Consider the following 24042-nt stretch of genomic DNA (forward strand, 5'->3'; position numbering starts at 1 on the left):
TATGGGCAGGCTGCGGCTCCCCATCCTGGCCCTCGGCCTCGCGGCGCTTATCGCCTATGCCCTATCCCTGCCGCCCCTCGACCTGAGTGCCGCGCGGGCGCGCTCGGTGGTGGTGCTCGACAGGGCAGGGGACCTGTTGCGCCCCTTCGCGACGGCGGATGGCCGCTGGCGCCTTCCGGTGGGCGCCGGGTCGGTCGATCCACGCTATCTCGCGATGCTGCGCGCCTACGAAGACAGGCGCTTCGACCACCATGCCGGCATCGACCCCGCCGCCGTGCTGCGGGCGGCGCTCCAGGGCCTGCGCCACGGGCGCATCGTCTCCGGGGGCTCGACCCTATCGATGCAGGTCGCCCGGCTCGTGGAACCGCGGGCGCAGCGCTCGGTGGCCGCGAAGCTGCGGCAGGCGGTGCGGGCGGTGAGCCTGGAACGCCGGCTCGGCAAGGCACCGGTGCTCGACCTCTACCTCGCCCTCGCGCCGTTCGGCGGCGCGCTCGAAGGCGTGCGGGCGGCGAGCCTCGCCTATTTCGGCCGCGAGCCCGCCCGGCTCACCGTGGCGCAGGCGGCCCTGCTCGTGGCCCTGCCGCAATCGCCCGAGACCCGCCGACCCGACCGCTTCCCCGAACGGGCCAGGGCGGCGCGCGACCGGGTGATCGGCATCGCCCAGGCGCGCGGGCTCCTCACCGCCGACGAGGCGGCGCAGGCGCGAGCTGAGCCGGTCCCGCATGGCCGCCGCCCCTTCCCGATGATCGCCGCCCACGCCGCCGAGGAGGCGGTCGCCGCCGACCCGGCAAACCCGGTGGTCCGCCTGAGCCTCGACGGGCGGCTGCAGGCAAGCCTCGAAGCGCTGGCCACGGAGCGGGCCGCCTCGGCGGGGCCGGTGCTGTCGGCGGCTATCGTGGTGCTCGACAACCGCGACGGACGCCTCCTCGCGCAGGTGGGCAGCGCCGGCTACCTCGACGCGAGCCGGCGCGGGGCCATCGACATGACCCGCGCCATCCGCTCGCCCGGCTCGGCGCTGAAGCCCTTCGTCTACGCCATGGCGTTCGACGCCGGGCTCGCCCATCCCGAGACACTGATTGAGGACCGCCCGTCGCGCTTCTCCGCGAGCTACGCGCCGGAGAATTTCGACCTCACGTTCCAGGGCACGGTCAGCGCCCGGCGGGCGCTGCAACTCTCCCTCAACGTGCCGGCCGTCGCGCTGATGGAGGCGGTGGGGCCGGCGCGCTTCGTGGCGCATCTGCGCGCGGCGGGGGCCGATCTGCGCCTGCCGCGTGAGGCCGCCCCCGGCCTGCCGGTCGCCCTGGGCGGGCTCGGCCTCACCCTCACCGACCTCGCCCAGCTCTATGCCGGCCTCGCCCGCGAAGGGCGGATGCCGCCCCCGATGGACGCCAAGCGGATCGCGGGGGATGTGGCCGCGTGGTACGTCGCCGACATCCTGCGCGGGACGCCGCCGCCGGACAACGCCCTGCCGAACCGCATCGCCTACAAGACCGGCACCTCCTTCGGCTACCGGGATGCCTGGGCGGTCGGGTTCGACCGGCGCGTCACCATCGCCGTGTGGGTCGGGCGGGCAGACGGAGCCGCCGTCCCGGGCCTCGTCGGACGGATCGTCGCGGCGCCGATCCTGTTCGATGCCTTCGCCCGCTTCGGCGGCGAACCGGCCTTCGGCCCGCGCCCGGCCGAGGCCCTGGTCGCCGCCAATTCCGCCCTGCCGCCGCCCCTGCGCCGCCTCGCCCACGACGAGGCGCAGGAGGGCGCGCCCGCTCTGAAGATCGCCTATCCGCCGGACGGGGCGCGGGTCGATCTCGGCCTCGCCGGGCCCGGCGGCAGGGCGGGGGAGGGCGTGATCCTGAAGGCGTCGGGCGGCGTACCACCCCTGACTTGGATGATCGACGGGATGCCCGTCGATCGCACGATCCGTCGTCAATCGACCTGGGTGCCGGATGGTGCAGGCTTCGCCCGTATCTCTGTTCTCGACGCAAACGGCGCGACCGACAGCGTCGCGGTACGAATTGAGTGATTTGCGGGCATTGGCGTCAAGCAAGCTTTACTATGGCGTTGTTGGGTCAATTCACGAATTCTCAACCGAACCACGCATAACTCATGCGATGATGTGGTCTCAGCTGAGGACATATTGCGCTGCCGCGGTGGCGCTCGCTGCGCTCGCTGCGCTCGCAGCCGCGACGGGTCCCGCCGGGACCACGGAAGATGACCGCCGCGCCGTGTGGCGGGCCGCCTACCGCCCGCCCTCGGTCATCCCCTTCCCCGAGACCAACCCCTACTCCCCCGCCAAGGCGGATCTCGGCCGCCGGCTGTTCTTCGATCCCATCCTGTCCGGGAACAACGACCGCGCCTGCGTCTCCTGCCACCGTCCGGACCTCGCATGGTCCGACGGGCGGGCGCGCGCCTCCACCCTCGTGGGCGGCGACATGGACCTGCGCACGCCGACGCTCCTGAACGTCGCGTGGCAGGACGGGCCGCTCGGGTGGGACGGCAAGTTCCACAGCCTGGAACTCGTGGCGCGGGCGCCGATCACCGGCATCGGCAACATGAACTCCACGATCCCCGATGCGGTGAAGCGCGTCTCGGCGGACGACAGCTACCGCGAGGCCTTCGCCGCCGCCTTTGGCGATCCCGTGGTGAGCGCCGAGCGGCTGGACGCGGCATTGGCCACGTTCCAGCGCCTGATCGTGGCCGGCGAGGCGCCGTTCGACCGCTGGATCTCCGGCGACGAGACGGCGATCCCCGATGCGGCGAAGCGCGGCTTCGATCTGTTCAACGGCCGCGCCGGCTGTGCGAGCTGCCATTCCGGCTGGTCGTTCACCGACAACTCGTTCCACGACATCGGCACCGCCACGGGCAGCGATATCGGCCGGGGCCGGTTCATGCCGAATTCGGTCGCCCTGCGCTACGCCTTCAAGACGCCGACTCTGCGCGAGGTCGGCAAGCGCGCACCCTTCATGCACGACGGCTCGATCCCGACGCTCGAAGCGGTGATCGACCTCTACGACAAGGGCGGGATCGAGCGGCCGAGCCGCTCCCGGCAGATCAAGCCGCTGAACCTCACGGCCGAAGAGAAGGCCGACCTTCTCGCCTTCCTCGGCACGCTCACCGCCGATGGCGACCGGGACGAGACCTCGGCGGTCTTCCCGCCCCAGGCGCCGACGCCCTGAGGGCGCCGCAGGCTCCCCTCGCGGGGCCTAGTGGAAGACCGGCAGGCCGGAGCCGAGCAGAACCAGCCCCGATACGAGGAACACGCCGCCCGAGGTCTCGAAGGCTTCGGCGCGCAGGCCTGCGGACGGCGCGTGAGCCGCGAGGGCGACGCCGAGGCAGAGGCTGAGAGCGCTCGCCAATCCCACCATGAACGACTTCTCCGCAAGGCTCTCCGGGTGCCCCGGCGCGACCGCTACGGCCACGCTAGGCGCCAAGCCTTAACCGCATGCTTCCAGCGGCCGTTCCTCGGAGGCTGGGGACAGTGCGTGCTCTGAGACACACAGAATCCACAGCGTTAACCTTTTGGGTAGACATGTTAACAAAGGCTTAGCGTCCGGAGGCGGAATCGATTTAAATTCATTTCATAAAGCACGGCCGATCAGGGCGAGGGTCTTATGCAGTCCCCCAGGAATTTGTTTTCTGGTCTTCTTTCGCCCTTCGCCGCCGCGGTCCCGTTGAGCTTAGCCTTGTCAGGCGAAGCCAGCGCGCATGTGAAGTGGTTCTGCGCCTACGATGTATCGGGCCAGCCGCGCGGTCTTGAGAACGTGCTCTGTCTCAATTTCGAATGGTTGGTCGCGCTGGCCCTGGCCTGCCTGATGTTCGGCTGCCTTGCCGAGGGCACGCCGCTCGGCACCGCGCTGCTCAACGCCCTCGACCGCGTGACGACCCGCATCCGCACCGACACCGAGCTTCTGGTGCGCGCCACGGTCGGCTTCTTCTTCGTCTCGCTCTGGGGCCTCGGCGGCGTCATCCTGACGCCCGAACTCAAGACCGACGTCGCCTGGATCCCGTGGTTCCAGCTGGCCCTCGCCGGATGCCTGATCTGGCGCAGGACGATGCCGATCACCGGCCTCGGGATCGTGTTCCTGTTCTCATACGCCACCGCGCAGTACGGCCTGTTCCACCTCGCGGACTACCCGGTGTTCCTGGGCGTCGCCACATACTTGATCCTGCGCGGCCTCGACGTGTCGCCCTACGGCATCCGCCCCCTCGACATCGTCCGCTGGACCGCCGCGATCACCCTGATGTGGGCCTCCGTCGAGAAGTGGGCCTACCCGCAATGGACGGATCCGCTGATCGCAGCCAAGCCGTCCATGACGATGGGCGCGAGCCCCGAGCTCTTCATGCAGGCGGCCGGCGTCATCGAGTTCACCCTCGCCTTCGCCCTGATCTGGACCCCGCTGGTGCGCCGCACCTCCGCCCTGATCCTGGCCGGCGTGTTCATCTCGGCCATCTTCGAGTTCGGCAAGATCGACGCCATCGGCCATTCCGGCATCATCGTGGTCCTGCTCGGCATCGCCGCCGACGACGTGCGGGCCAAGGTCCGGGTCCGCGACACGGTCCTCGCCCCGGCGTGGTACGCCGCCTCCCTCGCCGGCTTCCTGCTGCTCTACTATCTCGGCCACGCCGCGATGTATGGCGGGTTCTCGGAACTGCCGGTGATCTAAGCCCCCTCAGCGCGACCGGCCGAACGACGGGAAGGCGTCGTTCAGGCCGGTCAGCAAGATCTGGGTGCCGACGCAGAGGAGCAGGAAGGCGAAGAGCCGCCCCAGCACCCGCGCCCGCGCCGGCCCGATCAGGGCGACCACCCGGTCCGCCGAGCCGTAGACCAGGGCGACGAGCAGGGCGACGCCGAGCGCAGCCAGTGAGACCCCGGTGTAGAACCCGATCCGGTCGGCCAGCACCTCGGGCCGGCTCGCCCCCAGCGTGATCGCCACCGCGATGGTGCCGGGGCCGGTGGTGAAGGGGAGGGTGAGGGGGAAGAAGGCGATCTCGGCGAGGTTGCCGGAGGGCGCCTCCACCGGCAGGTCCTGGGCCCGCCTGTCCCGCGAGCCCGACGCCTCGGCCTGCTTGCGGGCCTCCCGCGCCTCCGGCCGGTTGAGCTGCGTCCAGGCCGAGGACATCACCACGAGCCCCCCGGCGATGCGCAGGGCCGCGAGGCTGACCCCGAAGAAGTTCAGGATCGGCGTACCCGCCCACAGGGCGCCGAGCATGATCATCGCCGCGTAGACGCCGATCCGCCGCGAGAGCAGGACCCGCTCGGCATGGCTGAAGCCGCCCGCGACCTGCGCGAAGATGAGCGAGCCGCCGATCGGGTTGACGATGGCGATCAGGCCCGAAAAGGCCAGCAGGAAGTGCTGGATCGTGGAATCGACGTTCACCCGGCTCCGTCCTCCGTTCGGAGCATGGTCTAGCCGGGTGCGGGCGCCGGGACGAGTACGCGGGCGGGCGCAAGGCGACGGGCGCGGCGCACCTGTGCCACGGCGATCGGGCGATAGAGCTGCTTCGTCGCGTCGATGACGTGGAGCCCGGCGAAGGGCATGGCCAGCGACGTGCCACAGGCCTCCCAGATCGGCCCCGTCCGCAGCAGCACCCGCGAGCGCACGGGGGGCATGTACAGGATCTCGGCCCAGCCCTCCGGCGAGAATAGAGTGTCGCGCATCAGTCGCCCGAGCTGCGAGCGGCTGTAGGGCTGGCCGTGGCCGAAGGGCGTCGCCTCGCGTCTTGCCCAGATGCCGCGCCGGTTCGGCACCACCAGCACCATGCGCCCGCCCGGCGTGAGGGTTCGCCAGACCTCCTGGAGCAGTTCGGTCGGGCTCTCGACCGATTCCAGCGCGTGGACGAGGATCACCCGGTCGATGGCCGCCTCGGGCAGGGGCATCATGGTCGGGTCGGTGAGGGCAGTGCAGGAGCGGCCGGAGCCCGGCCAGTTCACCACCCCCTGCGAGGCCGGCATGAAGGCGAGCGTCCGCTCCGCGATGCAATGGACGGGGGCGAGGTAGGGGGTCGCGTAGCCGATCCCCAGGACGCGGAGGCCCGAGACCGACCCGAGGAAGCCATGCACCGAACGGCCGACGACCCTCAGGGTCGTGGCGCCGAGGGGCGTGGCATAGAAGGCCCTCAGGCCGTTGACGTCGAGGCGCATGACCGTTCTACGCGCTTCTGCAGGCTGCCGCTGATCCCGGCGGGGCGTGCGCCCCGCGTCCAGGGCCATCAATGGTGGCGGGAAAGGCCCGCGGCAAGGCGTGGCGGAACCTCGCCGCGCGAAAGCCGCTTTTTCCAACCGGAGCCTTGGCCGGGATCGGTCGCGAGGCAGCAGGGAGAGACGCGGACGTGTCAGCGCAGGTCAAGACGTTCCTCTGCCGCTCGGACAATATCGGCGTCCTGATCCACGATTCGGAGACCGGCGCCTGCGCCGCCATCGACGTGCCGGAAGCGGGGCCCGTCCTCCGAGCCCTCGACGAGACCGGCTGGCGCCTCACCGACATCCTCGTCACCCACCGCCACGGCGACCACATCGCCGGCATCCCGGAGGTGAAGGAGAAGACCGGCGCCCGCGTCACCGCTCCGCGCAAGGCGGGTCGCGAAATCCCCGGCGTCGATGTCACGGTAGGCGAGGGTGATACGGTCTCCGTCGGGTCGCTCACGGCGCAGGTCTGGGAGACGCCCGGCCATTGCAGCGACCACATCACCTATTGGTTCGAGCAGGCGGGGCTCGTCTGCGCGGGGGACACGCTGTTCACCCTCGGCTGCGGCCGCGTCCTCGAAGGGCCGCCGGAAGTGTTGTGGCGCTCGCTTCAACGGTTTTCGTCGCTGCCGGACGAGACGCAAGTCTTCAGCGGGCATGACTACGTACTGTCGAATGGCAAGTTTGCCCTCGCCGCCGACCCGAACAACGAGGCCCTGCGCGCCCGTGTCGCGGAGGCCGAGCAGGCCAAGCGCGAGGGCCGCTTCCTGATCCCTTCGACTCTCGCTCACGAGCGCCGCACCAATCCCTTTCTGAGGAGTGAAAGCCCAGAACTGGCACAGGGCGTCGATCTGCCAGCAGGTACGAGCGCGGAGAAGGTGTTCGTCACTCTAAGGTCGTGGAAGGATCGGTTCTGAGCGTGTTGAGACGGGAAAAATTTGTTGCGTTCTCAAATCATTTTGAACATACGACACATAAGCGGCAGCGAAGCTGCATGAGCACGCGGGCTCCCGGGGGGACACCGCAGAGTCAACTGGAAGCGCCCCGGCGCTTCTTTCGGAACGATGGGGGTCCGCCTCGCCCTACCACCTGTCCTCTTCCCGCCTTCCACTTCCGTTCCTCAGGTCGGATGTCGAATCCTCGAAGGATGACGAGCCCGGCCTCAAGGTAAGCCTCCCGGGAATCGACGGTCTTCCGCCTGCCGCGTCGCGTGATGGCGCCGAGGCCACGGGGCCCACCAAGGCCCGGGCTCCCGTTTCAGCCGATATCCGCCTTCTGGGCATCGCCACCGAGCATCTCGCGCGGCTCGGTCCCAAACGGGTGACGGTGGTCGCCGTGGCCGCCGAGGCGGGCATGACGCACGCCAACGTCTACCGGTACTTCCCCTCGAAGGACGCGCTGCTCGACGCCGTGGCGGGGCGCTGGCTGCGGGATGTGGAAACGCGGCTCGCCGGCATCGCCGACGCCCCCGATCCGGCCGACGACAAGATCGAGCGCCTGCTCGTCGCCCTCGCGGCCCTGCAGCGGGACGCGCTCGCCAACGAACCGAACCTGTTCGCGGTCCATCTCGACGCCACCGTCGCGGCCCGCCCCATCGCCCGGCGCCACCGGGTGCGCCTGCGCAGCCTCGTGGAGCGGGTGGTCGAGGAGGGAATCACCTCCGGCATCTTCTCGGCGCGGGACCGGGAACGGGCCATCGCCTACATCTTCGACGCGAGCTACCGCTTCACGCATCCCCTCGCGATCCAGCACGACGCGGACGTGCCGCGAGACCTGATCGAGGCGCGGTTCGGCGCCGTGATCCACGCCATCCAGCGAGTCTTACGCGCTGGGGTGCTCTGAAAGACCAGGGCGGGGTTCGCGGCAGACGCGACCCCGCCCTTCTCGTTTTCGGGCCGCGAGTTGCGCCAAGGCGCCCCCTCGAAAATGTGAAACTGACAGGTTCGGCAATCTGTCATTGCGACCTTCCGGCTCGCTGCACCGCACCTAAAACCTTTGCAGCACAGCGATTTCCGCGCTGGTCCTGCGCGTGCCCGGACGGCCTTCCGGCGCGATCCGGCCTTTTGGCCAAGCCGCATCGGGTTGAAGCCACGGTGCTTTTCGGCCACACAGCCGCGCAGAATTTCGGACGCGAACGAGCCTGCGCAACGCACGCTGGTGCGAGCCCCTCGCGCTACGAACGCACAGTTTCAAAGGAGGCAGAACCGACATGGCACGCAGCAAGATCGCCCTCATCGGTGCCGGCCAGATCGGCGGAACCCTGGCCCTTCTCGCCGGCCTCAAGGAACTGGGCGACATCGTGCTGTTCGACATCGTCGACGGCGTACCCCAGGGCAAGGCGCTGGACATCGCCGAGGCCGCCCCCGTCGAGGGCTTCGACGCGAAGCTCGCGGGCGCCAGCGACTACTCGGCGATCGCCGGGGCCGACGTGGTGATCGTCACCGCCGGCGTGCCGCGCAAGCCCGGCATGAGCCGCGACGACCTGATCGGCATCAACCTCAAGGTCATGCAGGCGGTGGGCGAGGGCATCAAGGCCCACGCGCCGGACGCCTTCGTGATCTGCATCACCAACCCGCTCGACGCGATGGTGTGGGCGCTCCAGAAGTTCTCCGGCCTGCCGAAGAACAAGATCGTCGGCATGGCCGGCGTGCTCGACTCGGCCCGCTTCCGCCACTTCCTGGCCGAAGAGTTCAACGTCTCGGTCGAGGACGTCACCGCCTTCGTGCTCGGCGGCCACGGCGACGACATGGTGCCGCTGGTCCGCTACTCGACCATCGCGGGCGTGCCGCTCCCCGACATGATCAAGCTCGGCTGGTCCACCCAGGAGAAGCTCGACGCCATGGTCGAGCGGACCCGCAAGGGCGGGGGCGAGATCGTCAACCTGCTCAAGACCGGCTCGGCCTTCTACGCCCCGGCCTCCTCCGCCATCTCGATGGCCGAGAGCTACCTGCGCGACAAGCGCCGCGTGCTGCCCTGCGCCGCCCATCTCGACGGCCAGTACGGCATTGATGGCCTGTTCATCGGCGTGCCGGTGGTGATCGGCGCGGGCGGCGTCGAGAAGGTCCTCGAAGTCGAGTTCAACGGCGACGAGAAGGCGATGTTCGAGAAGTCGGTCAACTCGGTGAAGGGCCTCATCGAGGCCTGCAAGACCGTCGATGGCTCGCTGGCCTAAGCCACTCGCCCTTCCCTCTTCGCTCCTCTGAAAGAGGCTCCGATGAACATTCACGAATACCAGGCCAAGGCGGTCCTGCGGGAGTTCGGCCTGCCGGTCTCCCGCGGCGTGGCGATCTTCAACCCCTCCGAGGCCGAGGCGGCCGCCAAGGAACTCGGCGGTCCGGTTTGGGTCGTGAAGAGCCAGATCCATGCCGGCGGTCGCGGCAAGGGCACGTTCGTCGGGGCCCCGCAGGGCGCCAAGGGCGGTGTGCGCGTCACCAAGTCCATCGACGAGGTGAAGCAGTATGCCGGCGAAATGCTCGGCCAGACCTTGGTCACGATTCAGACCGGCCCGGCCGGCAAGCAGGTGAACCGCCTCTATATCGAGGAAGGCGCGCAGATCGCCGCCGAGTTCTACCTGTCGATGCTGGTGGACCGCGAGACCGGCGGCGTCGCCTTCGTGGTCTCCACCGAGGGCGGCATGGACATCGAGGCGGTCGCCCACGATACCCCTGAGAAGATCCACACCATCCCGGTCGATCCGGCCACGGGCGTCATGCCCCATCACGGCCGCGCGGTCGCCAAGGCGCTGGGGCTCACGGGCGCCCAGGCCAAGGAGGCGGCCGACGTCACCGACAAGCTCTACAAGGCCTTCGTGTCGAAGGACATGAGCCTCCTGGAGATCAATCCGCTGGTCCTGACCGGCGACGGGCACCTGAAGTGCCTGGACGCCAAGATGGCCTTCGATTCGAACGCCCTCTACCGGCACCCGGACATCGTGGCGCTGCGCGACGAGACCGAGGAGGACGCCAAGGAGATCGAGGCGTCGAAGTACGACCTCGCCTACATCGCGCTCGACGGCACGATCGGCTGCATGGTGAACGGCGCGGGTCTGGCCATGGCCACCCTCGACATCATCAAGCTCTACGGCGAGAGCCCGGCGAACTTCCTCGACGTGGGCGGCGGCGCCTCCGAGGAGAAGGTTACGGCGGCGTTCAAGATCATCACCGCCGACCCGAACGTGAAGGGCATCCTCGTCAACATCTTCGGCGGGATCATGAAGTGCGACGTGATCGCCAACGGCGTGATCGCGGCGGTGAAGGCGGTGGGGCTGCAGGTCCCGCTGGTGGTGCGCCTGGAAGGCACCAACGTCGAGCAGGGCAAGGAAATCATCCGCGCCTCCGGCCTCAACGTGATCCCGGCCGACGACCTGGATGACGCCGCCCAGAAGATCGTCGCCGCCGTGAAGGGAGCCTGATCATGTCGGTGATGATCGACGCCAATACCAAGGTCATCTGCCAGGGCTTCACCGGCAAGAACGGGACCTTCCACTCCGAGCAGGCGCTCAGCTACGGCACCAAGATGGTCGGCGGCACGTCCCCCGGGAAGGGCGGCTCGACCCATCTCGGCCTGCCGGTGTTCGACACCGTCGCCGAGGCCCGCGAGGCCACGGGCGCCGACGCCTCCGTCGTCTACGTGCCGCCGCCCGGCGCGGCGGACGCAATCTGCGAGGCCATCGCGGCCGAGATCCCGCTGATCGTGTGCATCACGGAAGGGATTCCGGTGCTCGACATGGTGCGCGTGAAGCGCGCCCTGGTGGGCTCCAAGTCCCGCCTCGTCGGCCCGAACTGCCCCGGCATCGTCACGGCGGGCCAGTCGAAGATCGGTATCATGCCGGCCAACATCTTCCGTCAGGGCTCGGTCGGCATCGTCTCGCGCTCCGGCACGTTGACCTACGAGGCCGTGTTCCAGACCACGACGGCGGGCCTCGGCCAGACCACGGCGGTCGGCATCGGCGGCGATCCGGTGAAGGGCACCGAGTTCATCGACGTGCTCGAACTGTTCCTGGCCGACGACAAGACCGAGTCGATCGTGATGATCGGCGAGATCGGTGGCTCGGCCGAGGAAGAGGCGGCGCAGTTCCTGCGCGACGAGGCCAAGCGCGGCCGCAGCAAGCCGATGGTCGGCTTCATCGCCGGCCGCACGGCGCCCCCCGGCCGCCGCATGGGCCATGCCGGCGCGATCATCTCGGGCGGCAAGGGCGGCGCCGAGGACAAGATCGCGGCGATGGAGGCGGCGGGCATCCGCGTCTCCCCGTCTCCGGCCCGCCTCGGCTCGACCCTGGTCGAAGTCCTGAAGGGCTGACGATCGTTCCGGCGGCCCCTCTGCGGCCGCCCGGCATAAGGCAATCGGGTGAGGGGCGCGCGGCGCCCTTCACCGCTTTCTAGAGCCGGCGACGTTCCGGCACCGCGATGCGGGTGGCTCCGCCGCCCGCCCGAGCGACAGGATGGACGGACCATGGCACGCCAGGACGTGAACGAAGCGCTCCTCGAAACCTCGTTCCTCTACGGCGCGAACGCTGCCTACATCGAGGAATTGCAGGCGGCTTACGCGCGCAACCCGCATTCCGTCGATCCCGAGTGGCAGAACTTCTTCAAGGCCCTCGGTGAAGACGAAACCCTCGTCGAGAAGAACGCCGCTGGCGCTTCCTGGGAGAAGCCGAACTGGCCGGTGCCGCTGAACGGCGAGCTGGTCTCGGCCATGGACGGCAACTGGGCCGCCCTGGAGAAGGCCATCGGCGACAAGATCGTCGCCAAGGAGAAGAAGGGCGAGGCCCTGCCGGGCAAGCCGGTCGATGCCGCGGCCGGCGGCGTCCTGGCCACCACCGGCGTCTCCGTCGAGCAGGCGACGAAGGATTCGGTGCGGGCGATCATGCTGATCCGCTCCTACCGCATGCGCGGCCACCTCCACGCCAAGCTCGACCCGCTGGGGCTGGCCCCGCGCGGCGACCACGAGGAGCTGCACCCACAGCATTACGGCTTCACCGAAGCCGATTACGACCGCCCGATCTTCCTCGACAACGTGCTCGGGCTGCAATTCGGGACGATCCGCGAGATCGTGGACATCCTGGAGCGGACCTACTGCCAGACGCTCGGCGTCGAGTTCATGCACATCTCGGATCCCGCCGAGAAGGCGTGGATCCAGGAGCGCATCGAGGGCAAGGACAAGGAAATCTCCTTCACCCCCGAGGGCCGGCGCGCGATCCTCAACAAGCTGATCGAGGCCGAGGGCTTCGAGAAGTTCCTCGACCTCAAGTACACCGGCACCAAGCGCTTCGGCCTCGACGGCAGCGAGGCGATGATCCCGGCGCTGGAGCAGATTATCAAGCGCGGCGGCGCGCTGGGCGTCCGTGAGATCGTGTTCGGCATGGCCCATCGCGGCCGTCTGAACACCCTCACCACCGTGATGGCCAAGCCCTTCCGGGCGGTGTTCCACGAGTTCAAGGGCGGCTCGGCCTCCCCGGCGGAAGTCGAGGGCTCGGGCGACGTGAAGTATCACCTCGGCGCCTCGTCCGACCGGGCGTTCGACGGGAACAATGTCCACCTCTCGCTCACCGCCAACCCGTCCCACCTCGAGATCGTGGATCCGGTGGTGCTCGGGAAGGTCCGCGCCAAGCAGGATCAGTGGGCGAAGCCGAACGTCGAGCGCCGCACCGTGCTGCCGCTGCTCATCCACGGCGACGCCGCCTTCGCCGGCCAGGGCGTGGTGGCCGAGTGCTTCGGCCTGTCGGGCCTGAAGGGCCACCGCACCGGCGGCTCGGTGCATTTCATCATCAACAACCAGATCGGCTTCACCACCGATCCGCGCTTCTCGCGCTCCTCGCCCTATCCGTCGGACGTGGCGAAGATGGTCGAGGCGCCGATCTTCCACTGCAACGGCGACGACCCGGAGGCCGTGACCTTCGCGGCGAAGATCGCGGTCGAGTACCGTCAGAAGTTCGGCAAGCCGGTTGTCATCGACATGCTGTGCTACCGCCGCTTCGGGCACAACGAGGGTGACGAGCCGGCCTTCACCCAGCCGAAGATGTACCAGCGGATCCGCAAGCATCCGACCGTGCTGGAGACCTACGGCCGCAAGCTCGTGGACAACGCCACCCTCTCGCAGGAGGCGCTGGACGCCCGCAAGGCCGAGTTCCGGTCGATGCTCGACAGCGAGTTCGAGATCGCCACGAACTACAAGGCCAACAAGGCGGACTGGCTCGACGGGCGCTGGTCGAACATGAAGGCCGTCCACGAGGACGTGGACGATCCGCGCCGGGGCCGCACCGCCGTGCCGGCCGAGACGATCCAGGAGATCGCCCGCAAGATCACGCAGGCGCCCCCCGGTTTCCATCTGCACCGCACGATCCAGCGCTTCATGGACAACCGCGCCAAGGCGGTCGAGACCGGCGCCGGCATCGACTGGGCGACGGCCGAGGCCCTGGCCTTCGGCGCGACGCTCCTCGACGGCAACCGGGTCCGGCTGTCCGGCCAGGATGTCGAGCGCGGCACCTTCTCCCAGCGCCACGCGGTGGTGATCGACCAGGAGAACGAGCAGCGCTTCACGCCGCTCAACAACATCCGAGACGGGCAAGCGCAGATCGAGATCATCAACTCGATGCTCTCGGAAGAGGCGGTGCTCGGCTTCGAGTACGGCTATTCGCTGGCCGAGCCGAACGCCCTCGTCCTGTGGGAAGCGCAGTTCGGCGACTTCGCCAACGGCGCGCAGGTGGTGTTCGACCAGTTCATCGCGTCGGGCGAGCGCAAGTGGCTGCGCATGTCGGGCCTCGTGCTGCTGCTGCCGCACGGCTACGAGGGGCAGGGGCCCGAGCACTCCTCGGCCCGCCTGGAGCGGTATCTCCAGGCCTGCGCCGAGGACAACATCCAGGTCGCCAACTGCACGACGCCCGCGAACTACTTCCACATCCTGCGCCGGCAGCTGAAGCGCGACTTCCGCAAGCCGCTCATCCTGATGACGCCGAAGTCGCTGCTGCGCCACAAGCGCGCCGTGTCGACGCTCAGCGACATCGCCGAGGGCTCGACCTTCCACCGCGTCCTCTGGGACGAGGCGGAGAGCGAGGGCAGCGAGTACAAGCTGGTCCGCGACGACAAGATCCGCCGCGTCGTGCTGTGCTCGGGCAAGGTCTACTACGACCTGCTGGAAGAGCGCGAGAAGCGGGGCATCACGGACGTCTACCTGATGCGCGTGGAACAGCTCTACCCGTTCCCGCTGAAGGCGCTGGCCAACGAGATGGCCCGCTTCCGCAACGCGGACGTGGTGTGGTGCCAGGAAGAGCCCAAGAACATGGGCGCGTGGTCCTTCGTCGAGCCCTATCTCGAATGGGTGCTGGGCCAGGCCAACTCCCCCGTGTCGCGCGCTCGCTACGTCGGCCGCCCGGCCTCGGCCTCCACGGCGGTGGGCCTGATGTCGAAGCACCAGGCGCAGTTGCAGGCGTTCCTCAACGAGGCGCTGGCCGTCTGATTTCTCGAAATGTCGGCGGTCGCGCCCCGCGACCGCCGGACCGATCCTGGGTCGCTTGGCTGACCCGCCGACCTGACAGAGCGAGACCATGGCAACCGACATCCTCGTCCCGACCCTTGGGGAATCCGTGAGCGAGGCCACGATCGGCCGCTGGTTCAAGAAGCCCGGCGATGCGGTGGCGGCCGACGAGCCCTTGGTGGAACTCGAGACCGACAAGGTCACCCTCGAGGTCAACGCCCCGGCGGCGGGTGAACTCGGCGAAATCCTCGTCAAGGACGGCGAGACCGTCGAGCCGGGCGCGATCCTCGGCTCCATCGTCGAGGGTTCGGGCGCGCCCAAGAAGCCAGAGCCGAAGGCCGCTGCCAAGGAAGCCCCGAAGCAGACCGCCGAGACGAAGGCCGAGAGCCGCAGCGAGGAGCCGAAGCCCGCCGAGGCGAAGGCCCCCGAAGGTGGCGCCGGCTACGGCAACCACGACGCGGGCGCCCCGGCCCAGCAGCGCCCGGTGGGCGACAACGGCCCGGCCGTCGCCAAGCTCGCCCGCGAGTCCGGCGTCGATCCGTCCGGCGTCAACGGCTCCGGCAAGGACGGCCGCGTGACCAAGGGCGACATGCTCGGCGCCATCGCCAAGGGGCCGAGCAGCCCGGCCCCGGCCAAGGAAGCCCGCCCGAGCATGCCGCGCGCCCCGTCCGCCCCGGACGACGCCTCCCGCGAGGAGCGCGTGCGCATGACGAAGCTCCGCCAGACCATCGCGCGCCGCCTGAAGGACGCGCAGGACACGGCGGCGATGCTGACGACTTTCAACGACGTCGACATGTCCGCCGTGATGGCGATGCGCAGCCAGTACAAGGATATCTTCGAGAAGAAGCACGGCACGAAGCTCGGCTTCATGGGCTTCTTCACAAAGGCGGTGATCGGCGCCCTCAAGGATGTGCCGGCGGTGAACGCCGAGATCGACGGGCAGGACCTCGTCTACAAGAACTACTACCACATCGGCATCGCGGTCGGGACCGATAAGGGCCTCGTCGTGCCGGTTGTGCGCGACGCGGACGACCTGTCCATCGCCGGCATCGAGAAGAAGATCTCCGGCTTCGGCAAGAAGGCCCGCGACGGCAAGCTCTCCATTGAGGACATGCAGGGCGGCACCTTCACCATCACCAACGGCGGCATCTACGGCTCGCTGATGTCGACGCCGATCCTCAACGCCCCGCAATCGGGCATCCTCGGGATGCACCGGATCGAGGAGCGCCCGGTGGTCCGCGCCGGCAAGATCGAGGCGCGGCCGATGATGTACCTCGCCCTGTCCTACGATCACCGCATCGTGGACGGCAAGGAGGCCGTCACCTTCCTCGTGCGCGTGAAGGAAGCCCTGGAGGATCCGGCCCGGCTCGTGCTGGATCTCTGAGGATCCCATTGAACCCATGAGGAGCGGAGACGTGAGCGGACAAACCACCCCCGTCGCCGTCGTCACGGGCGGCAGCCGCGGCATCGGCCGCTCCGTGGCGCTGATGCTGGCGGATCGCGGCTACGCGGTCTGCCTGAGCTACGTCTCCGATGCGGGGGCGGCCCAGGCGGTGGTCGATGCGATCACCGCCAAGGGCGGGAAGGCCGTGGCCGTCCGCAGCGACGTCGGCGTCGAGGCCGACGTGCTCGCCCTGTTCGAGGCCGCCGACCGACTCGGGACGTTGAAGGCGCTCGTCAACAACGCGGGCGTGGTCGATGTCGCCGGCCGCGTCGATGAAATGAGCGCCGCGCGGCTTCAGCGGATGATGACGACGAACATCGTTGGCAGCTTCCTCTGCGCCCGCGAGGCGGTACGGCGGATGTCCACGAAACACGGCGGGCAGGGCGGCGGCATCGTCAACCTGTCCTCGGTCGCGGCCCGCCTCGGCGGCCCCGGCCAGTACGTGGACTACGCCGCCTCGAAGGGCGCCATCGACACCTTCACCACCGGCCTCGCCCGCGAGGTCGCGGCGGAGGGCATCCGTGTCAACGCGGTGTCACCGGGCATCATCGACACGGAGATCCACGCCAGCGGCGGGCAGCCCGACAGGGTCGCGCGGCTGGGGCCGGACCAGCCGATGGGCCGGGCCGGCACGGCGGAAGAGGTGGCGGCTCCCATCGTGTGGCTCCTGTCCGAGGAAGCCGCCTACACGACCGGCGCCAACATCCTCGTCTCCGGCGGCCGCTGACGTCCCATCGCCTTACGGAACAACCCGTCCGGCCCCTCAAGCCGGAGAAGGAAACGAACGATCATGTCCTACGATCTCGTCGTCATCGGCACCGGCCCCGGCGGTTACGTCTGCGCGATCCGCGCGGCGCAACTCGGTCTGCGGACGGCCGTCGTCGAGAAACGCGCGACCCACGGCGGCACCTGCCTCAACATCGGTTGCATCCCGTCGAAGGCGCTGCTCCACGCCTCTGAGGCCTTCGAGGAGGCGAACAAGCATTTTGGCGACCTCGGCATCGATGTCGGCACGCCGAAGCTCGACCTGAAGAAGATGATGAGCTTCAAGGCCGAGGGCGTCGCGGGCAACACCAAGGGCGTCGAGTTCCTGCTGAAGAAGAACAAGGTCGAGACCTTCCACGGCACCGGCCGCATCGCCGGGGCGGGCCGCGTCGAGGTGCTGTCCGAGGACGGCGGCAACCAGATGCTGGAGACGAAGAACATCGTCATCGCCACGGGCTCGGACGTAGCGAACCTACCCGGCATCACCGTGGACGAGAAGGTCGTCGTCTCCTCGACCGGCGCCCTGGAGCTCGACCGCGTGCCGAAGAAGCTCCTCGTCATCGGCGCGGGCGTCATCGGCCTGGAACTCGGCTCGGTCTGGCGGCGCCTTGGCGCCGAGGTGACGGTGGTCGAATACCTCGACCGGATCCTGCCGGGGATGGACGGCGAGGTCGGCAAGCAGTTCCAGCGCATCCTCGGCAAGCAGGGGATGGAGTTCAAGCTCTCCACGAAGGTCACGGGCGTCGAGGTCGGCAAGAAGGGCGCGGCCGTCACGGTGCAGCCCGCCGCCGGCGGCGAGGCCGAGTCCCTGCAGGCGGACGTGGTGCTCGTCTGCATCGGCCGCGTGCCCTACACCGAGGGCCTGGGGCTGGAGAATGCCGGCGTCCAGAGGGACGACAAGGGCCGCATCCACGTCGACTCGCATTTCGCGACCAACGTCACCGGCATCTACGCCATCGGCGACGTGATCGCCGGGCCGATGCTCGCCCACAAGGCCGAGGACGAGGGTGTCGCCGTGGCCGAGATCCTGGCGGGCCAGTCGGGCCACGTGAATTACGCGGTGATCCCGAACGTCGTCTACACCTTCCCCGAAGTGGCCTCGGTTGGCCGCACCGAGGAAGAGTTGAAGAAGGACGGCATCGCCTACAACGCGGGCAAGTTCCCCTTCACCGCCAACGGCCGCGCGAAGGCGAACGGCACCACGGACGGGTTCGTGAAGGTGCTGGCCGACGCGCAGTCGGACCGCGTGCTCGGCGTGCACATCGTCGGCGCGGATGCGGGCAACCTCATCGCCGAGGTGGCGGTGGCCATGGAATTCGGCGCCTCCTCCGAGGACATCGCCCGCACCTGCCACGCCCACCCGACCCTCACCGAGGCGGTGAAGGAAGCCGCGCTCGCAGTGAACAAGCGCGCCATCCACGTCTAAGGGGTCAGGCGCGCATCCGCGCCCGGGGATGGGCCGCCTCGTAGGCGCTCATCAGCCGGGCGGCATCGACCTGCGTGTAGAGCTGCGTCGTCGAGAGCGAGGCGTGGCCGAGCAGTTCCTGGATCGCCCGCAATTCGCCCTGCCGGGCGAGGAGGTGGGTCGCGAAGGAATGGCGGAGCGCATGCGGCGTCGCCTCGTCGGGCAGCCCGAGGGCGCCGCGCAGCCGCGCCACCGCGTATTGGATGATCCGGGGCGAGAGCGGCCCGCCCCGGGCACCGACGAAGAGAGGCCCCTCCGGCGGCAGCGGGAACGGGCAGGCGGCGAGATAGGCCGAGACCGCCTCCGCGACCACCGGCAGCACCGGCACCATCCGCTCCTTGCCACCCTTGCCGAGCACCGTCACCTGATCGACCCCCGGCACGGGGGCATCGGCGCGGCGCAGGCCGAGCGCCTCTGAGATGCGCAGGCCTGCCCCGTAGAGGAGGGCGAGCACCGCCGCGTCGCGGGCAAAGATCCAGGGCTCGCGGTCCTCCCCCGCGCGGATGCCGACATCGGTCAGCGCCACCGCCGCGTTCACCGGCAGCGGACGCGGCAGGCGCCGGGGCACCTTGGGCGAGCGCACCCCGCCCAGCGCCGAGATCGCGCCGTGGCCCTCGCGCTCCAGGTATCGCCCGAAGGAGCGCAGGCCGGCGAGCATCCGCATCAGCGAGCGACCGGAGATGTCGTCCGCCCGCCGGGCCGCCATGAAGGCGCGGATGTCCCGCACCTTCAGGTCGATGAGCGTCGCGATGGTGGGCGCGCCGCGCCGGCTTTCGAGATGGACAAGGAACTGCCGCAGGTCGCGGTCATAGGCCTCGACCGTGTTGGCCGACATCCGCCGCTCGCGGGCGAGGGCATCGGTCCAGCCCGCGACGGCCGCCCGCAGCGGGCCGTCCCCCGGCGGGAGAAGGATTTCGGCGGAAGCGTCGGAAGCGGACGATGGGGGCATGCCCCCATCAGAGCGCGACGGCGTTAACGCACCGCTTCAGCGGGTGTAATCGTTGTCCGAGACCTGTTCGAGCCAGACGACCGGCGAGCCGTAGAAGGCTTCCTGCACGGCGATGTGGCTCATGGACGACGTGGCGCTCGCCCCATGCCAATGCTTCTCGTCGGGAGCAAACCACACCACGTCCCCGGCCTGGACCTCCTCTACCGGGCCGCCGAGCGTTTGCACCCATCCGGTGCCATCGGTCACAATCAGCGCCTGTCCGAGCGGATGGGTGTGCCAGGCCGTCCGCGCGCCGGGCTGGAACGTGACCCAGGCCCCACCGGCGCGGGAGGAATCCGTCGGGCCGAACAAGGGATCGATGGTGACGCTGCCCGTGAACCACTCCGCCGGGCCTTCCTTGCAGGGCCGCGTACCGATCCGCCTGATCTCCACGAGACCCACCCCTTCGTTCGCAATGGTTCCGGCAAAGATGCATGAAATGGGATTTGTTTGGCAAGTCGCCCGTCCGACGATTCTATATCCTCCTAGAAGCGCCAGAAATACTATCTCGTGAGCAACATTGTATATTGCTGCGCGGCGCTCGCCGAGATCGCGGGGTGCTACGCCTTTTGGATGTGGCTGCGGCTCAGCCTTTCCGCGTGGTGGGCGGTCCCGGGCGTCGCATCGCTCATGACCTTCGCCGGCCTGCTGACCCTCGTCGAGAGCGAGGCGGCGGGCCGCGCCTTCGCGGCCTATGGCGGCGTCTACATCGCCGCGTCGCTGATTTGGATGTGGTTCGTGGAGGGCGAGCGCCCGGACCTGCGCGACGGGCTCGGCGCTACGTTGTGTCTGCTCGGCGCCGGGATCATCCTGTACGGGCGCGGCCGGTAGGGGCGCTCACGCCCGGCCCATCCCGAAGAACTCGGCGTTCGGCCGTAGGTCCGTGGCGCTGGCGAGGCGGTTCGACAGGGCGAACAAGCCGGTGATCGCGGCGATGTCCCAGATGTCGTCCTGCGAGAAGCTCTGCTCCTCCAGGATCGCGTGGTCCTCCGCGCCGACCGCGCCCGGATCGAGGGCGAGCTTCACGGCGAAGTCGAGCATCGCCTTCTGGCGCCACGTGATGGCGGCCTTGGCGTAGTTGGTGGCGATCTCGTCGGCCAGCAGCGGATCCTTCGCGCGGATCCGCAGGATCGCCCCGTGGGCGACGACGCAATAGAGGCAGTGGTTCGCGGCGCTCGTCGCCACCACGATCATCTCCCGTTCCGCCTTGGTGAGGCCACCGGGCCGGTCCATCAGCGCGTCGTGATAGGCGAAGAAGGCGCGGAACTCCTCCGGCCTGTGGGCGAGCGCCAGGAAGATGTTGGGCACGAAGCCCGCCTTCTCCTGCACCTGCTCGATACGCTGCCGCAGGTCGGCCGGCATCTCCGCCAGCGACGGCACCGGGAAGCGGCTGATCGGTGTGTCGTGGCGCATCCTCGTCCTCGTCTGGTGAGAGGCCCGGCTTCACGGTACGGGTGGGGCAGCCGGCCTGCGTCCTGAAATCGGGCTCACGAGCCCCCGAGCGAGCATGATGAGCACCGCCATGACAACCGGCACAAACGCTCCGGTCCGTATCCTCGGGATCGATCCGGGCCTGCGCCGAACCGGCTGGGGCCTGATCACCGCCCGAGGGACCAGCCTGACCTACCACGATTGCGGCGTCATCACCTCCGATGGCGAGCTGCCGCTGGCGCTGCGCCTGCGCGAGCTGTTCGAGGGGCTGACCCGGATCTGCCAGACGCTCCAGCCCGACGAAGTCGCCGTGGAGGAGACCTTCGTGAACAAGGATGCGCAGGCGACCCTGAAGCTCGGCCATGCCCGTGCAGTAGCGTTGCTCGTGCCGGCGCTGGCCGGGCACCCGGTGTTCGAATACGCCGCCAACCTCATCAAGAAGACGGTGGCGGGCTCCGGCCATGCCGACAAGGCGCAGATCCAGGCGATGGTGCGCTTCCTACTGCCGAAGGCGGAGTTCCGCGTGGCCGACGCGGCGGACGCGCTCGCCATCGCCGTCACCCATGCGAGCCACCGGGATTCCCACGCCCTGCGGGCGCGCCACCTCACCGGCCGGGCGCCGCGCAGCCTGTCGGGCGTCGCACAGGCGGGCCAGACGCTCGAAGGCAAGGGCTATTCCGCCGCCGCCGCGGCCCGCATCGAGGCCGCCCTGGCGAAATCGCGCTGATGGTGTGGGTGAGGATCTTGGTGGGGGAAGTAGGACTCGAACCTACGAAGCTTACGCAGCGGATTTACAGTCCGCCCCCTTTGCCGCTCGGGACATTCCCCCAAGGTCGGTAAGGCCCGCCTGGGGCCGTCCCGCGCCGCCCTTATGGTGGGGGGGTGGCGCCGTGTCAACGCTTCCCTGGCGCAACCTGCGCAGTTAAACCCCGCCTCCCGCGCGGGCGGGCGAATGATGCATCCATCATACAATGACGGCACAACCAGGTCGTGCGCAAGGATTGCTCCGAGCCCGCAACCGTGGCCGTAAGCAGGCCCGGTGCCGGAGCGCGTCACTCAGCGATCGCTCCACGATCAGGGACAAACATAAAGCAGATTTGTACTGGGCGCTCCGTCCATTTGCCTGTCTCAGGCGCTGGAAGCGATCACACTTTGGGTTGGCAGGCGTAACAACCAGCGGTCGAGTATTGACCTCAACAATCTGTGATCGGATTCATCTCACCATCTCGAATATTGCGTATAAATACGTGACTTAGCCGAACGTATCTTCGCACGATGCGCTTCTGCGATTATGGATGCGGCCTGTCATCGAGTCTCGCAATAGAAGCTCTCTTGATCGTGATCTGTCTCGGAAGCCTTCTGAGCGGCGTGATTCTCGCTGCGCTGTCGGTTCGGGATCCCTCGCGCGCCGGTTTCCTCGAGCGCTGGAGCGGGATCTGCCTGATCGTCGGCCTGTGCCTCCTCGGGGTCAGCCTACGTATTTCCCGCTGAGGCAGCCGCCAGTGGAACGTCACATCGATGCGACATGTTGTCGGTGCATCGCGCCACGACGGTCGCGGCGTAGGACGGAGTAGACCCATGAGCCTTCTCGGCAACATCGTCAGCAAGATCCTCCACCCGTTCGGTGGCGGACAGGCAGAGGCGGCCCCCTCCTCCACGACATCGAGCTCCGGCCAGACCAGCACGCCCGCTCCCACGGGTAGCGCAGGTGGCAGCAGCGGCGATCCGGTGGATGTCGAAGCCGTCCTCACCGGCATGGCGGAGAAGAACCCGCAGAAGCTCGATTGGCGCCACTCGATCGTGGACCTGATGAAGCTCCTCGACCTCGATTCGGGCCTCGCGTCGCGCAAGCAGCTCGCCGACGAACTGCACTACACCGGCGACAAGGAGGACTCTGCCTCCATGAACATCTGGCTTCACAAGCAGGTGATGCAGAAGCTCGCCGAGAACGGCGGCAAGGTGCCGGACGACCTCAAGCACTAGTCCCGCGGCCCTCCCGTGATCCCAGGATCACGGGAGGGCGCTTCGGTTCAGCGCCCCGTGCGGACGCGCGTCCAGAGCCGCGTGACGAAGCGCTGGGTGCGCTCGTCCCAGGCCGTGTTCACCGAGAGGCGCTGCATCGTCGCCTCGTCCGGGTAGATGCCGGGATTGTTCAGGATCTCCGGCTTCACATGGGCCTTCGCCGCGAGGTTGCCGCTGGCGTAGGACACGAAGTTCGTGTTGGCCGCCGCCACCTCCGGCCGCATCATGTAGTCGAGGAAGGCCAGGGCCTCGTCCGGGTGCGGCGCGTCCTTCGGGATGGCGAAGGAATCGAACCACATCAGCGATCCCTCCTTGGGGACCACGTAGGCGACCTCGACGCCGTTGTTGGCCTCGTCCGCCCGCTTCTTGGCCTGCAGCACGTCCCCCGAATAGCCGACGGCCATGCAGATGTCGCCGTTGGCCAGCGCCTGGATGTATTCGGACGAGTGGAATTTCCGCACGCTGCCGCGCACCTTGTAGAGGGCGTCGGTGACGAGGGTCATGTCGTCCCAGCGCTTGCTGTCGGCCTTGGCGCCGAAGAACGGCAGCATGCTTGGGATCAGGTCCTCGGGGCTATCGAGCATCATCAGCCCGCATTCCTTCAGCTTGGCGGCCGAGGACGGGTTGAGCACGACGCCCCACGAATTGACCGGCACGTTCGGCCCGAGCTTCTCGCGGACCAGGGCGACGTTGTAGCCGATGCCGGTGGTGCCCCACATGTAGTCGATGGCGTAGACGTTACCGGGGTCGTAGCCCGCGAGCCGGCTCATGATGTCCGGCCAGAGGTTGCCGAGGTTCTTCAGCTTCGCCTTTTCGAGGGGCCGGAAGGCGCCGGCCCGGATCAGGCGCTGGAGATAGGGCCCCGACGGCACGACGATGTCGTAGCCCGAGCGGCCGGCGAGCAGCCGCGTCTCCAGGATCTCGTTGTTGTCGTAGGTGTCGTAGACGACCTTGATGCCCGTCTCCCGGGTGAAGGCATCGAGCACCTGCGGGTCGATATAGTCCGACCAATTGTAGATGTTGACGACCTTCTCGTTCGCCGGACGCGCGGCGCCGGCGAACAGGGCGGTGCCGAGCGACGCCGCGAGGCAGGCGCCGAGGGCGGCGAGCCGCCCCCGCCTCGGAAGACGGAGCGCCACGTTCAGGCCGCCCGCGCGGCGACGACGACGATCTCGACGAGGTATTCCGGCGCGGCGAGCTTCGCCTCGACGGTGGCGCGGGTCGGTGGGTTCTCCTTCGACACCCAGGCGTCCCAGGCGGCGTTCATCTCGGCG

At 68.7% G+C, this 24042-nt stretch carries 23 protein-coding genes and 1 tRNA gene; 15 read left to right on the forward strand and 9 right to left on the reverse strand.

Annotation, left to right across the window (positions count from 1 at the left end; translation table 11 throughout):
* The first annotated feature begins 1 nt into the window (after position 1).
* Together pbpC and MKK52_RS12045 are read left to right on the forward strand one after the other, a co-directional pair.
* The gene (gene pbpC / locus MKK52_RS12040; RefSeq protein WP_243954081.1) at positions 2-2020 is read left to right on the forward strand and encodes a penicillin-binding protein 1C; all 2019 of its coding nucleotides are present in this window, start codon (positions 2-4) and stop codon (positions 2018-2020) included.
* 91 nt (positions 2021-2111) lie between these two features.
* Positions 2112-3173: a cytochrome-c peroxidase gene (locus tag MKK52_RS12045; protein WP_409564660.1), complete on the forward strand. Its 1062-nt coding sequence runs from the start codon at positions 2112-2114 to the stop codon at positions 3171-3173.
* 27 nt (positions 3174-3200) lie between these two features.
* Here MKK52_RS12045 and MKK52_RS12050 read toward each other — a convergent pair whose 3' ends face one another.
* Positions 3201-3416 (reverse strand): hypothetical protein, encoded by a 216-nt coding sequence (locus MKK52_RS12050; RefSeq protein ID WP_243954083.1) that lies wholly within the window; start codon positions 3414-3416, stop codon positions 3201-3203.
* Positions 3417-3608: 192 nt separating this feature from the next.
* Here MKK52_RS12050 and MKK52_RS12055 point away from each other — a divergent pair, with 192 nt between their 5' ends.
* Positions 3609-4661 carry a hypothetical protein gene (locus tag MKK52_RS12055; RefSeq protein WP_243954084.1) on the forward strand — a complete coding sequence of 351 codons (1053 nt, stop codon included), beginning with the start codon at positions 3609-3611 and terminating at the stop codon, positions 4659-4661.
* Between the two features lie 6 nt (positions 4662-4667).
* Here MKK52_RS12055 and MKK52_RS12060 read toward each other — a convergent pair whose 3' ends face one another.
* Positions 4668-5375, reverse strand: a complete 708-nt coding sequence (locus MKK52_RS12060) for a MarC family protein (RefSeq protein ID WP_243954085.1) — start codon at positions 5373-5375, stop codon at positions 4668-4670.
* A gap of 29 nt (positions 5376-5404) precedes the next feature.
* Positions 5405-6139, reverse strand: a complete 735-nt coding sequence (locus MKK52_RS12065; protein WP_243954086.1) for a class I SAM-dependent methyltransferase — start codon at positions 6137-6139, stop codon at positions 5405-5407.
* A 188-nt stretch (positions 6140-6327) separates the two neighbouring features.
* Here MKK52_RS12065 and gloB point away from each other — a divergent pair, with 188 nt between their 5' ends.
* The 9 genes from gloB (at position 6328) to lpdA (ending at position 18288) form a co-directional block, all read left to right on the forward strand.
* Positions 6328-7098, forward strand: coding sequence for a hydroxyacylglutathione hydrolase (gene gloB / locus MKK52_RS12070; RefSeq protein WP_243954087.1), 771 nt, complete (start codon positions 6328-6330; stop codon positions 7096-7098).
* Positions 7099-7447: 349 nt separating this feature from the next.
* Complete coding sequence (locus MKK52_RS12075) at positions 7448-8023, forward strand: TetR family transcriptional regulator (RefSeq protein WP_313898749.1); 576 nt, start codon at positions 7448-7450, stop codon at positions 8021-8023.
* A 367-nt stretch (positions 8024-8390) separates the two neighbouring features.
* The gene (gene mdh / locus MKK52_RS12080) at positions 8391-9353 is read left to right on the forward strand and encodes a malate dehydrogenase (RefSeq protein WP_243954089.1); all 963 of its coding nucleotides are present in this window, start codon (positions 8391-8393) and stop codon (positions 9351-9353) included.
* 42 nt (positions 9354-9395) lie between these two features.
* On the forward strand, positions 9396-10592 hold the full coding sequence (gene sucC / locus MKK52_RS12085) for an ADP-forming succinate--CoA ligase subunit beta (RefSeq protein WP_243954090.1): 1197 nt from the start codon (positions 9396-9398) through the stop codon (positions 10590-10592).
* A 2-nt stretch (positions 10593-10594) separates the two neighbouring features.
* Positions 10595-11479, forward strand: coding sequence for a succinate--CoA ligase subunit alpha (gene sucD / locus MKK52_RS12090; RefSeq protein ID WP_243954091.1), 885 nt, complete (start codon positions 10595-10597; stop codon positions 11477-11479).
* Positions 11480-11632: 153 nt separating this feature from the next.
* Complete coding sequence (locus tag MKK52_RS12095) at positions 11633-14635, forward strand: 2-oxoglutarate dehydrogenase E1 component (RefSeq protein WP_243954092.1); 3003 nt, start codon at positions 11633-11635, stop codon at positions 14633-14635.
* 88 nt (positions 14636-14723) lie between these two features.
* A complete protein-coding gene (gene odhB / locus MKK52_RS12100; RefSeq protein ID WP_243954093.1) occupies positions 14724-16037 on the forward strand; it encodes a 2-oxoglutarate dehydrogenase complex dihydrolipoyllysine-residue succinyltransferase in 1314 nt (437 codons plus the stop codon).
* Between the two features lie 16 nt (positions 16038-16053).
* Complete coding sequence (locus MKK52_RS12105; protein ID WP_243954094.1) at positions 16054-16824, forward strand: SDR family oxidoreductase; 771 nt, start codon at positions 16054-16056, stop codon at positions 16822-16824.
* Positions 16825-16887: 63 nt separating this feature from the next.
* Entirely contained in the window at positions 16888-18288 is a 1401-nt protein-coding gene (gene lpdA, locus MKK52_RS12110) for a dihydrolipoyl dehydrogenase (protein ID WP_243954095.1), read from the forward strand.
* Between the two features lie 4 nt (positions 18289-18292).
* Here lpdA and MKK52_RS12115 read toward each other — a convergent pair whose 3' ends face one another.
* Positions 18293-19276, reverse strand: coding sequence for a tyrosine recombinase XerC (locus MKK52_RS12115; protein WP_243954096.1), 984 nt, complete (start codon positions 19274-19276; stop codon positions 18293-18295).
* A gap of 36 nt (positions 19277-19312) precedes the next feature.
* On the reverse strand, positions 19313-19708 hold the full coding sequence (locus tag MKK52_RS12120; protein WP_243954120.1) for a cupin domain-containing protein: 396 nt from the start codon (positions 19706-19708) through the stop codon (positions 19313-19315).
* A gap of 117 nt (positions 19709-19825) precedes the next feature.
* Here MKK52_RS12120 and MKK52_RS12125 point away from each other — a divergent pair, with 117 nt between their 5' ends.
* A complete protein-coding gene (locus MKK52_RS12125; protein ID WP_243954097.1) occupies positions 19826-20146 on the forward strand; it encodes a YnfA family protein in 321 nt (106 codons plus the stop codon).
* A gap of 6 nt (positions 20147-20152) precedes the next feature.
* On the opposite strand, the gene MKK52_RS12130 is transcribed toward MKK52_RS12125, so the two are convergent.
* Positions 20153-20728: a peroxidase-related enzyme gene (locus tag MKK52_RS12130; protein ID WP_243954098.1), complete on the reverse strand. Its 576-nt coding sequence runs from the start codon at positions 20726-20728 to the stop codon at positions 20153-20155.
* 109 nt (positions 20729-20837) lie between these two features.
* Here MKK52_RS12130 and ruvC point away from each other — a divergent pair, with 109 nt between their 5' ends.
* Positions 20838-21473 (forward strand): crossover junction endodeoxyribonuclease RuvC, encoded by a 636-nt coding sequence (ruvC, locus tag MKK52_RS12135; RefSeq protein WP_243954099.1) that lies wholly within the window; start codon positions 20838-20840, stop codon positions 21471-21473.
* An 18-nt stretch (positions 21474-21491) separates the two neighbouring features.
* Here the strand turns inward: ruvC and MKK52_RS12140 are convergent.
* Positions 21492-21575 (reverse strand) — tRNA-Tyr (locus MKK52_RS12140).
* Between the two features lie 749 nt (positions 21576-22324).
* On the opposite strand from MKK52_RS12140, the gene MKK52_RS12145 reads away from it, so the two are divergent.
* On the forward strand, positions 22325-22729 hold the full coding sequence (locus MKK52_RS12145) for a DUF3597 domain-containing protein (protein ID WP_243954100.1): 405 nt from the start codon (positions 22325-22327) through the stop codon (positions 22727-22729).
* 47 nt (positions 22730-22776) lie between these two features.
* Here MKK52_RS12145 and MKK52_RS12150 read toward each other — a convergent pair whose 3' ends face one another.
* Positions 22777-23907, reverse strand: a complete 1131-nt coding sequence (locus MKK52_RS12150) for a polyamine ABC transporter substrate-binding protein (protein WP_409564658.1) — start codon at positions 23905-23907, stop codon at positions 22777-22779.
* A gap of 2 nt (positions 23908-23909) precedes the next feature.
* The coding region (locus tag MKK52_RS12155) for a Rid family hydrolase (RefSeq protein WP_243954122.1) at positions 23910-24042 on the reverse strand (133 nt) is incomplete at its 5' end.

This window comes from Methylobacterium sp. J-067, assembly GCF_022829465.1.
Taxonomy (GTDB): Bacteria; Pseudomonadota; Alphaproteobacteria; order Rhizobiales; family Beijerinckiaceae; genus Methylobacterium; species Methylobacterium litchii.